The sequence below is a fragment of the Falsiroseomonas sp. E2-1-a20 genome (assembly GCF_051433195.1).
GTDB lineage: Bacteria > Pseudomonadota > Alphaproteobacteria > Acetobacterales > Acetobacteraceae > Falsiroseomonas.
The window spans coordinates 1-12233 of the sequence record NZ_JBHMFT010000074.1; the positions used below are offsets into that span (position 1 = coordinate 1).

Sequence of the window (12233 nt, forward strand, 5' to 3'; positions counted from 1 at the left end):
GTAGAGCTCGTACTCGTGCCGGTCATGAGCGCCGCAGTACTCGGTGCCGCGGTCGGTCAGCACGCGGTCGATGCGCAGCCCGTGCTCGTCGAAGAAGGGGATCACCCGGTCATTCAGCAACTCCGCCGCGGTCAGCGCGGTCTTCCGGTCGTAGAGCTTGGCGAAGCCCACCTTCGAGTAGGTGTCGATCGCCGTCTGCTGATAGATCCGCCCCACCCCCTTCAGGGTGCCGACGTAGAAGGTGTCCTGCGCGACGCAGTAGCCGGGGTGTTCGCTCTCGAACTCGCCATGGGCCTCCTTGTCGGCCTTGGCCTTCTCCAGCGCCACCAGCTGGCTCTCGGTCAGCACGCCGCCCTCTTGCGCCACCTTCGCCTCGAGCGCCTTCAACCGGTGCTTCATGATAGCCAGGTCGTGGCGCAGCCAGATGTTGCGCACGCCGAAGGGGGACACTTCGATCCCCCGCTGGCGCAACTCGTTGGCAACGCGCGCCTGGCCCCAGGCGGGTTGCTCGACGGCCATTGCGACGACGGCCTCCTCGACCTCCGGCGCCACTCGGTTCCTCAAGTTTGGCTTGGCCTTTGTCATCTCGGCCAGTGCCAACTCGCCGCCGCGGTCGTAGAGGTCGCGGAAGCGGTAAAAGCTGTCCCGGCTGTAGCCGAGCACGCGACACGCCTGGGTCACGTTGCCCAGCTGCTTGGCCAACTCCAGCAGGCCAACCTTGGCGCGGATCACCTTCCGTTCGGTCTGGGTCATGGGGCTCTCCCATCGGTCCAGCCGGGGCGCTGCGCTTCGCCTATGGCTCCGCGCCCCGGCCTCTCTCCCCGCCGATTATACCAACCGTCCGGTCAAGTCGAAACTTCTACACGTCAGTCGCTTCGTGCCGCGCCCGAGGGTACGGAACAGCGGCCCCTTCGGATCGTCGCCCAGACCCGCGCCGTCGATATAGGCGTGCAGGTACGCCTCGAGCGTGTGAGCCTCGGCAACCGTCCGCGCTCCGGTGCTTACCATGATATCTTCCATCGACGCGGGATCGACGTCGAACCGCACGATCACGAGCCGGCGCCTTGAGGCATAGCCCGCAGCGCGTCCACTTCGCCGCAGGTCCCGTACCCAATCCGCCAGCGGCGGGGCACGGCCGGCCGCTGCCTCCGCGGCGAGGCACTGGCTCGCGCGTCGAACAGCGGCCCGCATATCGCTCGGCACATAAGCACGGCCTCGCGCCACGATAAGCGGCACGCGCCGCCGGCGTTGCCGGCGCGCAGCACCATCATCAGTCATCATCCTGTCCTGTCGTGTTGGATTTCATGGTCTTCCGGTCGCGACCGGCTGGGGGTGCTGCGCGACCGGCACGTCGCGGCAGGCGTAGGTCAGCGACGTGCCCGCGAATTGAGAGGTGTATCGGCGGTGGCACGTCTAGTCGCCTCCGGTGCCAGCGTCCTTGCCGTTTTTGGGGCAGCCAAGCACAAGCCGCGCGCGAGCAATCATCAAGCTGATCACGAATGCTGCCCACCCGTCATCCCGCTGGAGCGCCTCCTCGCGCATGGCTTCGAGATCGTCGAGGACCTCACCCGGCGTGATCCACGGCTCTCCATCCACGGGAACATCGCTGACGAGCACGTGCATCTCATCCCGTCGGCAGTAGCGCAGAACCCCATCGGGATCGGTTCCCATGCTGCCAGGCCGCGCTTGAAGCGTGGCATAGTATGCGTCGACCGCCGGATCCGGCCGGTCCACCGCCTCGTGCATGCGTCGGTTAAACTCGAGCCCCTCCTCCTCGGTTAGCTCGTCTCGACGAAGCTTGCCGGCAAGGGCGCGATCCACGCGACTGTTTCTCGTCATCGCGGCCTCCTGAGGCGAGCGACCGCCCGCGGCACGACCGGGACGAGCATCACCCAGCCGCGCGCCGCTTCGAGCAGGATGCGACGCCGGCGCCGCCGGCACATGACCAGCATGGCCACCATGCGCGCGCGGGCCGGCAGCAGCGACATGCACGCGATTGCCGGCATCCTCACCGCCACCGGATCGACCAACCAGGCGCGCTGCCGCCTCGCTAGCCTTCTCGTGGCCATTCTCAATGCCCCCTGCATGGCTATGCGATCCTGCGCCAGGTCGTGCCTGGCGGTAGGCGCCATTCCGCCTCGGCGCGCTCCTGCATGCGGCGCAGTTCCTCCGGGACCTTGTCCCCAGGCCATGGATCTCCCACGAGCTGAATGAGCCGGCCACGATGGTTTCGGGCCATCCTGCCCTCAAGGTCCAGATCCTCCAGATGCGACCCGATGTAGGGCTCCCCGTCGAGTAGGCCGCCCGGGCTCAGCCGGTCATGGCCGACGATCCAGCCCTGCACGTGCCGCGTCGGCGGAACGTCGGGAGCAGCGCGCTCCACCACAATCCAGAGACGGATCCGTGCGTGGAACATCATCGCTGCCCCTTGCCGTTGAACCAGGCAGCCGCCTGTTCGAGGGGTGCATCGACGCGCACGAGGCGCCCGGCCGGGAGGAGCAGGACCGAACCCTCGTTGTCGTCCGAGCAGATTGCGGCGACGGCGGTGACGGAGAGGGCGTGTGTGCGGCCGTCGATGTCTTGCACGACGACGTAGCGGCCGATCCTGCGGCCGTCGTTTTCAATAGGCATGGTCAGGGCTTTCAAAGATGATGTTTGAGGAAGGGGGCTGTGGCGGGAGCAGGACTCGGGGGTTATCGGTCGTCGATGTCGCCGTAGCTCAGGCGTCGGACGACGCGGCTCATCACGCCCCGCGATACGCCGAGGTCACCGGCGATCGCCTGCAGCGTCTCGCCCCCTGCACGCCGCCGCCGTGCCTCGCGGACCTCGTCGTCGGAGAGCAGCCGCAGGCTGCGGCCGGCCTGCCCTCGCAGGTGCTGGCCGCGCTGGCGGCAGCGCCGCACCAGACGGCGCGACAGCGGCAGTCGCGTTTGTCCCGCGAGAATTTGCGAGATCCGCGCCGGCGTGACACCCAGCCGTCTGGCGACGTCCCCCAGGCTCAGACCAGGAGTTCCCCTGCTGTAGGCCTCCAGCAGCCGGAGCAGCTGCCTGCGGTCGACCCGCTCCGCCCGCTGGCCAGGCGCACGCTGTCGTCTCGGCGTGATGGTGGCGAGGGTCGTCATTGCACGGGGCCCCGCCCCCGGAGCGACGCGAGCCGGGCATCGTGGGCACGCCGCCGGCAGGCGATCGCGAGGCTTCGAGGCAACGGGGGGCCTTTGCACCCTGCGAGGATGTGCGAGATCGCCGACTGCGTGGCGCCGAGCCGTCCCGCGATCCCGACGAGGGTGAGCCGCGAGCCCGGCCGCGCATAGGCCGTTAGCAGCCAGCGGAGCCATCGCCTGTCGATGCGGCGGGCGCGGCGGCCGAGGACGCGGCCGCGAAGCCGGAGATTCTCGGCCATGCGCGCTTGGACCGCGCGTGCGAGCCCGTCGGCGATGCCGTGCTCCCCGCGGCGGAGGATCTCCTGCAGCCGTCTGGGGTCCATGCCGCGGCCCCGTGCGACCTCGGCGAGGGCGGTGCCTGGCGCCGCGGCGAGGTAGGCGCGGAGCGCCTCCGCGACTGCGGTGGCGATGCGCGTCTCTTCCGCCTGCCGGAGCGCCACGCGGCGGCTCTGTGCTACGCGTGCAGCTGCGAGGAGGTCGGGCTCGAGGACGAGGTTGTTGTGCGTCCCGGCGAGGATCCCGATCAGGTGCGTCTCGCCGATGCCGTGCCGGCGGCAGATCTCTGTCATCGGCACCGCCGGATCGGCCACCGCAAAATCGGCGACGAGGGCGTTCAGCGACGCTGGTTTGTGGCGCCGGCGAGAGCATGCGGCGCTGAGGTTGCGGCGGTAGTCGTCGTCCCGCTGCCGTGCCCGCCGGGCAAGGCGGGCGCGTTCGCGCTGCACGTCCGGCACAAGGCGGCCGGCGGGAGCGCTTTCGCCGCCGGGCCCGAGGTTGAGGAGGCGGCTTCCGAGGGTGGCGCGGAGCGCGGCAATGCGCGCCTGCTCGGCCGCGACCAGCTCGGGCCCGGCGGCGTGCTGGGAGACGACGCGCATGATGAGGACGCTGCCGCTCTCGGCAAGACGACGGATCCACCCCGTGAGGCGGCGGTTCGTGCCCCGACGATAGCGGGCGATGGAGACGTGCTGCGCCAGGCGATCGCTCGGATGTCGGCACGTCACCCCGACGTAGACGGCCGCGCCGTCCACGGCGTCGGCGAGCTCGTAGACGAAGCCCTGCCCTGGAGGCGGAGCCTTCGGGGTGCCGGGCGGTAGGATGCAGCTCCGCCGCAGCGGCGGCATCGTCGGGTAGGCTGCTGTCCTGCACGCCTGTGGCTCGCGGCGGCGTCGCCGCGTGCGGCGGAGCACCCCGAGATCGAGGTGGAGCTGGTGGGCGGACGAGCGCGAGGGGCCGCGGGAGGACGGGGTCTTCCGGTTCATTGGGTTCCTGAGATTCGGTGCTGTGGGCGGTGGGATCCGCCAGGCCGTCCTGCCGTGGGGTCGCATCCCCCGGCACGACGGGCAGGGTTGTCGGGTCGCGGGCATGGAGGTGACCCGGGGGAAAGCGGCGAGGAAGAGCAGGCCCGGGATCTCCCGGACCCGCCCCATTTCAGGTTGCGCCGTCCTTGGTTGGCTCAGGGGCGCCCGGCCTGGATGGCGCGACGCGGGCAAGCGCCTTCGCCGCCTCGCGGAAAAGGGCATGGACGGCGCCCTCGTCCGGCATGGCCGCGCGTTCCTCCGTGCTGAGGTGAGCCGGCCAGGCGTCGCCGAGGGCGAAGCCGGGGTCGAGCGCCTCCGCCCCGAAGCCCGCGACCCTGCCGATCCGGATCAGCTCATCGTCCGTCAGCGGCACCGGCACCTGCTCGCTGTTGATGGCGAGCATGTAGGCGCCGAGCCGCGCCAGCCTTGCAGGCGCGTCCGGGTGGTGGCCGGAGGCGTGCAGCAGCCGGAGCAGGATCGCGAGGCGTCCGGTCTCGTCCTCCGGCCACGCGTGCTGGGGTGCGAGTCCGATCGCGGCCGCGACGCGGGCCACGGCCGTCACGGTGCCGCCGTCCTCCGTCAGGTGGACCGTGGTGTCCGGCACGCCGAGAGCCGCGGCTACGGCCGGCCCGTCGCTCGTGAGGACGACGAGGCGCGTGGCTGCGGCGCCAGCGATGCGCAGGCGAGTGTGGTCGAAGTGCCGAACAGTGACGTCGCGGACCGGGCCGAGCGGCAGGTGAGCAACGAATACGATGCCTTCGTCCGGTTCGGACGATGCGGGCATCGTCGTGCCTGGTCCCGGCGGCACGAATTGGGCGACGGCGGCGGGGGAGATGACGACGAGAGCGCCGATGCGGGGCGTCTCGGCGTCGGCCGGCAGCCTTGGCTGATCCGTAGTGCTGGTCTCGTCCGGCGTGCCGGCGGTGTTGCGTGGTGGTTCTGACATGTGCCGTGTCTCCGCTGAGCACCGCCCGATGCAATCTTCGGCTTCCGCGAGGGGGGCCGAGAGGGGGGCGGCATGGGTGCCCGCCCCCCGAACGGCCCCCTCGCGGGGCCTGGTTTGATCTTCCTTCCTCTTCGTCGCCGAGGCCGCGTCAGTCGGACTTCGCGGCTCCTCGCCTGCAATCCGTCAGGCGAGCGGTTGAACCCAGCGGGAGGTCGCGGATGATCGGGGGTTGGGTTCCACCCTTGATTGGTTTTCCGCGAGCAGCGTCTTTCCTAAGCGATTTTCCGCGGCTGCTACGCGCTTTTCCGCAAGGCCGCTGCCCCTGGCGGCAGGATGCCTTGTCGTTCGGCACGCCGTCCTCGCCACCTGCGGGAGCCGCAATTGGCGTGACCGCTAGCATTTACGCCGCGAAGATCCTGGGATGGGCCGCCGCTGTTGCAGCCGCGACGACTGTGAATAAGCGTAAGCGCCGGTTCCGGGCCCTCCTCCCGATGGCTTGACGGTCAGGCGGTTTTCGCGGGCGCCCAATGCCAGGGCATGAGCTCGTCGATGCGGCTCTGCGGCCAGCCATTGACGAGGCGGGTCAGCACGTCGGTGAAGTAGCGCTGCGGCTCGACGCCGTTCAGCTTGCACGTCTCCACCAGAGACGCGATGGCCGTCCATCTTTCGCCGCCGTCGTCTCCCGAGGCGAACAACGCGTTCTTTCTGCCCAGGACAACTGGGCGGATGCAACGCTCCACCACGTTGGAGTCGATGTCGAGGCGTCCGTCGTCGAGGAACCGCTCAAGACCCTCTCGATGGTTCATCGCATAGCGGATCTTCTCCGCCGTCGGCGCGCGCCCCGGCAGGCGCGCGAGCTGCGCCTCGAACCAGCGGAACAGATCCTCGACCAGCGGCTTGCCGCGGGCCCGGCGCGCCGCGCGACGGACATCCGGCGGCTTGCCGCGGACCTCCGCCTCGATGGCGTAGAGGGCTGCGATCCGCTGCAGGGCTTCGGTGGCGATTGGCACCGTCCCGCCCTTCGACAGATCGAAGAACTCTCTCCTCACATGCGCCCAACAGAACGCCAGCGTCGGCCCATCGGCCCGCGAGGAGGAGACGCTCTTGTACGCTGCGTAGCCGTCGCACTGCAGCAGCCCGGCGTAGTCGCCGAGCAACTCCTTCGCATGCTCCTGCCCGCGACCCGGCGCGTAGCGGAACACCACCGCCGGCGGCTCGCCCCCGCCCCAGGGCCGGTCATCGCGCGCGATCGCCCAGGCAAACCCTGTCTTCGTCTTGCCGCGGCCCGGATCGAGGACCGGCATCGTCGTCTCGTCGGCGAACAGCCGCGCCGAGCCCAGCAGGATCTCGCGCAGCCGCGCCACCACGGGCTTGAGCTCGTTCGCCGCCACGCCCACCCAGGAGGCCAGCGTGTCGCGGCCGATCTCGATGCCCTGCCGCGCCAGGATCTGCGACTGGCGATACAGAGGCAGGTGGTCGGCGTAGCGCGACACCAGCACATGCGCGACCGTCGCCTCGGTCGGTAGTCCGCCGGGGATCAGTCGCTCCGGCGCCGGCGCCTGCACCACCACGCCTTCGCAGGCCCGGCAGGCGAGCTTCGGCCGCTTCGTCACCAGCACCTGGTACTGGGCAGGGATCACGTCGATCCGGTCCGAGATGTCGTGGCCGATCACCACCATCGCGCCGCGGCAGCACGGGCAGGCCGTGTCGCTCGGCTCGAGCACCACCTCGACCCGCGGCAGATGCGCCGGCAGCTTGCCGCGCGTCTTGCGCCGCGTCTCGGTCGCCTCGGCGCGCCGCTGCGGCGACGCCTTCTCGGCCTCCGCCTCGTTGGCCGCGACCGTGGCGACGATCTCCTCGAAGGCGAAGTGCAGCTGGTCTTCGGGCAGCCGCTCCGACCGCGGGCCGAACGGCATCCGCTTCAGCTTCACCAGCAACGCCTGCAGCTGTTCGTTCTGTGCCGCCAGCACGTCGCGCTCGGTGGCAAGCGCAGCCACCTGCGCCTTCAGCTTCTCATGTTCGGCGACGATGCTGTCGCGCTCGGACCAGGACCGCAGCAACAGCGCGCGCAGAGCCATCGGGCTCTTCGGCAGTTCCCTCGCGTCGTTGCCAGCAGCGCGCATCGTGCCGCCGATTCTACGCAGCCGCACTCGGTCTGGGAACCCTTCTCGGCGTTCCAAGCCGCCGCCAATCGAGGCCATCGAACAGCGCCGAGAACTCCGCCGCCGATAGCCGCACCACGCCGTCTGTCACCGGCGGCCAGACGAAGCCGCCTTCCTGCATCTGCTTCCACACCAGCACCAGGCCACTCGCATCCCACAGCAGGATCTTCACCCGGTCGCTTCGCTTGGCACGAAACACCAGCACCGTACCCGAGAACGGATCCTCCCCCAGCGCCTCCGCCGCCAACGCCGCCAGCGCGTGCGCGCCGCGCCGGAAGTCCACCGGCTGCGCCGCCAGCAGAATGCGAACACCAGCAGGAACCGAGATCACGCCGCAGACGCCCGCACCGCCCGCAGCACCGCCGTCAGCAACTCCGCATCCGTCCCCGGCGCAACACGCAGCACCGCACCAGCCAGCTTCACCTCGAGCGAGGGACCCGGGCCCGCCGCGGCCGCATCGGGCGTCGACGCCGCCGGCTCCGCCACGATCGGAACGAAACTCAGACCAACCATCGTCTCCGTCACCGCCGCAGCCCGCGCCTCGCGCCGCCAGGTGAACAACTGCTGCGGCGAGATCTGCCAGCGCCGCGCCACCTCCGACACCACCGCGCCCGGAACACAGCTCTCCGCCACTGCGCGTGCCTTCTCGTCCGGCGACCAGTCCCGCCGCCGCCGCGGACCCGTCAGAACTTCGACCCGGCGATACACCTCGCCCTTCGCGTCAGACATCATGTCAGCCATAAGCTCAGCCCGATCTCTCCATTCAGGATCAGGCATCACAGCAGGCGCCACTCACCGCGCGGAAGAACGGCCTCTACGCGCCGCTTACGGAAGAACGGCCTCTACGCGCCGCTTACGAATAAGCCGCTGCCATCCCACGCCAGGATCTTCACTCAGTCGGATCGCTTCGAGCGGAATACCAGCACCGCGCCCGAGAACGGATCAGCGCCCAACTCGGACGCCGCCAACGAGTGGGCGCCCTTGCGGAAGTCGACCGGCTTGCTCGCCAGCAGGATCCGCGCGCCGGCCGGCAGCGCGATCATGCCGCCGAGACCCGGATCGCCCGCAGCACCGTCGTCAGCAGCGCCTCTTCGCTGCCGGGCACGATGCGCAGCACCGCGCCGGCCAGCGTCACCTCGATCGGTGACAAGGGACCAGTCGCGGCAAGGCTGGCTGCCGCCTCCGTGACGATCGGCACGAAGCCCAGCGGTGCGGCTGCGCCGGCACGCGCTTCGCGCCGCCAGGTGAACACCTGCTGCGACGAGAGTTGCCAGCGACGCGCCACCTCCGCGACAACTGCGCCAGGCTCGAGCGTCTCTGCCACGACCCGCGCCTTGACGTCGTCCGACCATCTCTGCCGCCGGCCAGGCCCTGTCAGAACCTCGACCCGGCGATACCCGTCGCCCTTTGCGTCGGCATCAACGTCGACCATAATGTTGACCCGAGCCTCCCAGCCACGGGCCGACCCAGCACATTCACACCCCGCGCCGGAAGACGGGCCTCCACGCCGCGCTTACGGTGGGGATCGAACGCGACCGCCTCTCCACCGACGCGCCAGCCGACCGCCGTTCGCGCGGTCCAGCCAGCCTAATGAATTTTCCGGGCTAGACATGGTTCGAGAGCGCTGAGCCGTGGCGCAGCACTTCCTGCTCTCCGCGCCTCCCGTCCGCTAGCCGTGGCCATGGTGCTGCGGATGAGCCGGTGACCGCAGGCTTAGTCGCACCGAAAACAGCGGGTGACAGACAGTGCATTGCTCATTATATTTATCACTAACCCGGTTTAGGGCTAACTTTAATGAGCAAGTCGACGAGAATGAGGTTGCCAGCAGACGTTGAGGCGGGTGTTGGCCTGTTGGGCCAGCGTGTCAGGCTAGCACGTCTCCGGCGGAACCTCAGCCAAGCCGAGATGGCTGAGCGAGCGGGTGTTTCGCGGATGACCTGGGTCGCCTTGGAAGCGGGGAAGGGGACAACGAGCCTGGCGCTGCTCGCTCGCGCTCTTGAAATCCTTGGCTATCCGGAGCGCCTGCCCACACTCCTTGAGACCGACCCATTGGGCGAAGACATGGAGGCTGTTCACGGCCGCCAGCGGGGAGGTGTGAGCGATGGCTTGGCCGACTTCTGAGCGCATTGAAAAGCTGGTGGTCTTTGGGCCGGACGCGAACGGAGAGGTGCATCCTGCCGGTCTCCTGACCTTCGAGGGTCAGGACATGCGCCAGAGCCGCTTCAGATACGCTCGGACCTGGGTTGAGAACGGTGCGACGAGACGTGACCTGTTCCCGACCGGGCTACGCATGATTTCTAAGTCCACGGTGAGTACGCCACACAACGTGCCATTGCCGTTCTACGACGCAGGCCCCGACGGCTGGGGAAAGGCAGTCATGGACCGCGCCTACCCGGACCGGAAGATGGACATGGCGGAGTATTTGGCGCTCGCTGGCGACGAGCGGTCGGGGGAGCTGTCCTTCGGACCCGATGAGAGCGGCCCATCGCGCTGGCTCCCCGACAAGCCATTGGTCGAACTGACCGATGGGGAGCAGGACCTCGAGGCGCTTGCTGAAGCCGCCGAGCGGTTCGAAGAAGGCCAGCCCGCAGACCGGCATGTCATGCTACTGCTGCGAGACAGCGCAGCGATAGGAGGAGCGCGCCCGAAAGGCACATTCCGCTCAGAGGGGTGCAGCTGGTTGGTCAAGCTGCCTGCCTACGGAGATCGGTTCAACGACCCGCGTATAGAGATGGTCTGCCTGGAACTAGCCGAGCGCTGTGGTATCGAAGTCCCGCGCCGCCGCCTGGTCGAGGCTGGCCGCTTCACTATGCTGCTCGTGGAGCGGTTCGACCGCCAGGGAGCGAAGAGGCTCGGCTACATGAGCGCGGGCACCCTCATGGGCGTGGCTCCATGGGCCTACAACCAAACTCAAGTCACCTATGCCGATATTGCTGCCAAAGGGCGGGGTGCGGGCATTCGCCCACCAGCAAGCGAACTCTTCCGGCGGATGCTGTACAACCGCGCCATCAATAACGCGGACGACCACCTCCGCAACCACGGGTTCATCCGGGTCGATGGGAAGTGGAGGCTGTCGCCTGCTTTCGACATGGTGCCGAGTCCGCTACTCCGTTCCACGCTCGCTCCAGCCAAGGGAGTGTCTCCAGCACTGGATGGAAGCTTACCCGTACTATGCTGCTCAGCCTTCGGTCTCACCATGGATGAGGGACGAGCTATATCGGAGGAGGTCGAGGCAGGCCTAGCTGGCATGCGCGAACTTCTGGACGAGCATCGCGCAAGCGACCAAGACCGAGCGGTGCTGGCCCAAAACTACGGGCTACGGTGGGCCGAAGCTGCTAGGCCTCGAGGATAGTTGACGAACAAAAGCTCCACCCGGCCTCCCTCCTAGCGCACTGACTGAGGTGGCCCCCAATCTTCGGACAGGCGGTTAAGCTCGGTCTGCGCGAGAGAAGGACAGCCCCATATGGCGGGCAAGCGGACGAGGTATTCGGCGGAGTTCAAGGCGAAGGTGGCGCTGGAAGCGCTACGCGGTGAGCTGACGACGGCGCAGTTGGCGGCGAAACACGGCATCCACCAGACGATGGTCGGCGAATGGAAGCGGCAGGCCACGGAAGGGCTGGCGGGGGTGTTCTCGGCGAAATCCGCGGCGACGGAGACGGCGAAGGCGGTCGAGGCTGATGTGGAGAAGCTGCACGCGAAGATCGGGCAGTTGCTGGTGGAGCGGGATTTTTTGGCGAAAGCCTCCGGTCGATGAGCCTCGAGCGGAGGCGGCAGATGATCGAGCCGGAGCATCCGCGGCTGTCGGTCGTGCGTCAGTGCGCGTTGGTCTCGATCAGCCGCTCGGGGTTCTACCGCCGGCCGGCGGGTGAGACGCTGGTGAACCTCGAACTGATGCGGCTGGTGGACGCGCAGTTCCTGGAGACGCCGTGGTACGGCTCGCGTCAGATGGCGCGGCACCTGCGCCGCGAAGGCCATGCGGTCGGCCGCAAACAGACCCGGCGCCTCATGGCCAGGATGGGGCTGGCGCCGATCTACCAGCGGCCACGCACGACGGTGCCGCATCCGGGGCATCGGGTCTGGCCGTATCTGCTGCGGGACCTTGTGGTGGAGCGGCCGAACCAGGTCTGGTGCGCCGACATCACGTACATCCCGATGCGGCGCGGCTTTCTGTATCTGGTGGCGGTGATGGACTGGGCGACGCGGAAGGTGCTGTCCTGGCGGGTGTCGAACACCATGGACGTGGAGTTCTGCATCAGCGCGCTGGAGGAGGCTTTGTCGCGGTTCGGGCCGCCGGAGATCTTCAACAGCGACCAGGGCAGCCAGTTCACCTCGCCGCGGTTCACCGAGGTGCTTACGGCGTCGGCGGTGCGCATCTCGATGGACGGCCGCGGCCGTTGGATGGACAATGTGTTCATCGAGCGCCTGTGGCGCAGCCTGAAGTACGAATGCGTCTATCTGCATGCGTTCGAGACCGGGTCGGAGCTGCGCGCGGGCCTGACGAAGTGGATCGGCTACTACAATGCCGGGCGGCCCCATAGCGGGCTCGGCGGGCAGACCCCGGACGAGGCGTATGGGGCCGAAGAGACGACGAGATTGGCGGCCTGACAACAACCAGGGCCGAGCTTAACCAGGCCACCAAACTGTCCGAGGGATGGGGACCACCTCA

17 protein-coding genes are annotated in these 12233 nt (G+C 68.5%); 3 read left to right on the forward strand and 14 right to left on the reverse strand.

The genetic code is table 11. The annotated features are described in order from the left end of the window. The 14 genes from ACFHPP_RS29240 to tnpA (ACFHPP_RS29305) all read right to left on the reverse strand — a co-directional run. A partial coding sequence (locus ACFHPP_RS29240; protein ID WP_437166755.1) for a helix-turn-helix domain-containing protein occupies positions 1-753 on the reverse strand: 753 nt, incomplete at its 3' end. 75 nt (positions 754-828) lie between these two features. Continuing rightward, a complete protein-coding gene (locus ACFHPP_RS29245; RefSeq protein ID WP_437166756.1) occupies positions 829-1281 on the reverse strand; it encodes a hypothetical protein in 453 nt (150 codons plus the stop codon). A gap of 132 nt (positions 1282-1413) precedes the next feature. Continuing rightward, the gene (locus ACFHPP_RS29250) at positions 1414-1839 is read right to left on the reverse strand and encodes a hypothetical protein (protein ID WP_437166757.1); all 426 of its coding nucleotides are present in this window, start codon (positions 1837-1839) and stop codon (positions 1414-1416) included. Further along, entirely contained in the window at positions 1836-2030 is a 195-nt protein-coding gene (locus ACFHPP_RS29255; protein ID WP_437166758.1) for a hypothetical protein, read from the reverse strand. Before ACFHPP_RS29255 ends, ACFHPP_RS29250 begins: the two co-directional genes overlap by 4 nt. Before the next feature lie 59 nt (positions 2031-2089). After that, on the reverse strand, positions 2090-2419 hold the full coding sequence (locus ACFHPP_RS29260) for a hypothetical protein (RefSeq protein WP_437166759.1): 330 nt from the start codon (positions 2417-2419) through the stop codon (positions 2090-2092). Next, entirely contained in the window at positions 2416-2646 is a 231-nt protein-coding gene (locus ACFHPP_RS29265; RefSeq protein WP_437166760.1) for a hypothetical protein, read from the reverse strand. The genes ACFHPP_RS29260 and ACFHPP_RS29265 overlap by 4 nt, the downstream gene beginning before the upstream one ends. Positions 2647-2693: 47 nt before the next feature. Further along, positions 2694-3122, reverse strand: a complete 429-nt coding sequence (locus ACFHPP_RS29270) for a hypothetical protein (RefSeq protein WP_437166761.1) — start codon at positions 3120-3122, stop codon at positions 2694-2696. After that, positions 3119-4282, reverse strand: coding sequence for a hypothetical protein (locus tag ACFHPP_RS29275; protein ID WP_437166762.1), 1164 nt, complete (start codon positions 4280-4282; stop codon positions 3119-3121). Before ACFHPP_RS29275 ends, ACFHPP_RS29270 begins: the two co-directional genes overlap by 4 nt. A 307-nt stretch (positions 4283-4589) precedes the next feature. Continuing rightward, positions 4590-5405: a hypothetical protein gene (locus ACFHPP_RS29280; RefSeq protein WP_437166763.1), complete on the reverse strand. Its 816-nt coding sequence runs from the start codon at positions 5403-5405 to the stop codon at positions 4590-4592. Positions 5406-5908: 503 nt separating this feature from the next. Next, positions 5909-7528 (reverse strand): IS66 family transposase, encoded by a 1620-nt coding sequence (gene tnpC, locus ACFHPP_RS29285; protein ID WP_437166764.1) that lies wholly within the window; start codon positions 7526-7528, stop codon positions 5909-5911. Positions 7529-7541: 13 nt separating this feature from the next. Continuing rightward, complete coding sequence (gene tnpB / locus ACFHPP_RS29290; RefSeq protein ID WP_437166765.1) at positions 7542-7898, reverse strand: IS66 family insertion sequence element accessory protein TnpB; 357 nt, start codon at positions 7896-7898, stop codon at positions 7542-7544. Further along, a complete protein-coding gene (tnpA, locus tag ACFHPP_RS29295) occupies positions 7895-8299 on the reverse strand; it encodes an IS66-like element accessory protein TnpA (RefSeq protein WP_437166766.1) in 405 nt (134 codons plus the stop codon). The genes tnpB (ACFHPP_RS29290) and tnpA (ACFHPP_RS29295) overlap by 4 nt, the downstream gene beginning before the upstream one ends. A 161-nt stretch (positions 8300-8460) precedes the next feature. Next, complete coding sequence (gene tnpB, locus ACFHPP_RS29300) at positions 8461-8610, reverse strand: IS66 family insertion sequence element accessory protein TnpB (protein WP_437166767.1); 150 nt, start codon at positions 8608-8610, stop codon at positions 8461-8463. Then, a complete protein-coding gene (gene tnpA, locus ACFHPP_RS29305; RefSeq protein ID WP_437166768.1) occupies positions 8607-8999 on the reverse strand; it encodes an IS66-like element accessory protein TnpA in 393 nt (130 codons plus the stop codon). Before tnpA (ACFHPP_RS29305) ends, tnpB (ACFHPP_RS29300) begins: the two co-directional genes overlap by 4 nt. A 362-nt stretch (positions 9000-9361) precedes the next feature. On the opposite strand from tnpA (ACFHPP_RS29305), the gene ACFHPP_RS29310 reads away from it, so the two are divergent. The 3 genes from ACFHPP_RS29310 to ACFHPP_RS29320 all read left to right on the forward strand — a co-directional run bounded on the left by ACFHPP_RS29310 (position 9362) and on the right by ACFHPP_RS29320 (position 12172). Further along, positions 9362-9688, forward strand: coding sequence for a helix-turn-helix transcriptional regulator (locus tag ACFHPP_RS29310; protein WP_437166769.1), 327 nt, complete (start codon positions 9362-9364; stop codon positions 9686-9688). Continuing rightward, positions 9669-10919, forward strand: coding sequence for a type II toxin-antitoxin system HipA family toxin (locus ACFHPP_RS29315; protein ID WP_437166770.1), 1251 nt, complete (start codon positions 9669-9671; stop codon positions 10917-10919). The genes ACFHPP_RS29310 and ACFHPP_RS29315 overlap by 20 nt, the downstream gene beginning before the upstream one ends. Before the next feature lie 111 nt (positions 10920-11030). Further along, a protein-coding gene (locus ACFHPP_RS29320) for an IS3 family transposase (RefSeq protein WP_437166771.1) occupies positions 11031-12172 on the forward strand; the annotation gives its coding sequence in 2 pieces (ribosomal slippage) (positions 11031-11307 and positions 11307-12172; 1143 coding nt in all). Positions 12173-12233: the final 61 nt, after the last annotated feature.

Coding starts and splice junctions, on each gene's coding strand:
- ACFHPP_RS29275 (WP_437166762.1), bottom strand. CDS start 4,282: ATGCCGCCGCTGCGGCGGAGCTGCATCCTACCGCCCGGCACCCCGAAG.
- ACFHPP_RS29250 (WP_437166757.1), bottom strand. CDS start 1,839: ATGACGAGAAACAGTCGCGTGGATCGCGCCCTTGCCGGCAAGCTTCGT.
- ACFHPP_RS29245 (WP_437166756.1), bottom strand. CDS start 1,281: ATGATGACTGATGATGGTGCTGCGCGCCGGCAACGCCGGCGGCGCGTG.
- tnpB (WP_437166767.1), bottom strand. CDS start 8,610: ATGATCGCGCTGCCGGCCGGCGCGCGGATCCTGCTGGCGAGCAAGCCG.
- ACFHPP_RS29280 (WP_437166763.1), bottom strand. CDS start 5,405: ATGTCAGAACCACCACGCAACACCGCCGGCACGCCGGACGAGACCAGC.
- tnpA (WP_437166766.1), bottom strand. CDS start 8,299: ATGATGTCTGACGCGAAGGGCGAGGTGTATCGCCGGGTCGAAGTTCTG.
- ACFHPP_RS29310 (WP_437166769.1), top strand. CDS start 9,362: ATGAGCAAGTCGACGAGAATGAGGTTGCCAGCAGACGTTGAGGCGGGT.
- ACFHPP_RS29260 (WP_437166759.1), bottom strand. CDS start 2,419: ATGATGTTCCACGCACGGATCCGTCTCTGGATTGTGGTGGAGCGCGCT.
- ACFHPP_RS29270 (WP_437166761.1), bottom strand. CDS start 3,122: ATGACGACCCTCGCCACCATCACGCCGAGACGACAGCGTGCGCCTGGC.
- ACFHPP_RS29315 (WP_437166770.1), top strand. CDS start 9,669: ATGGCTTGGCCGACTTCTGAGCGCATTGAAAAGCTGGTGGTCTTTGGG.
- tnpC (WP_437166764.1), bottom strand. CDS start 7,528: ATGCGCGCTGCTGGCAACGACGCGAGGGAACTGCCGAAGAGCCCGATG.
- tnpA (WP_437166768.1), bottom strand. CDS start 8,999: ATGGTCGACGTTGATGCCGACGCAAAGGGCGACGGGTATCGCCGGGTC.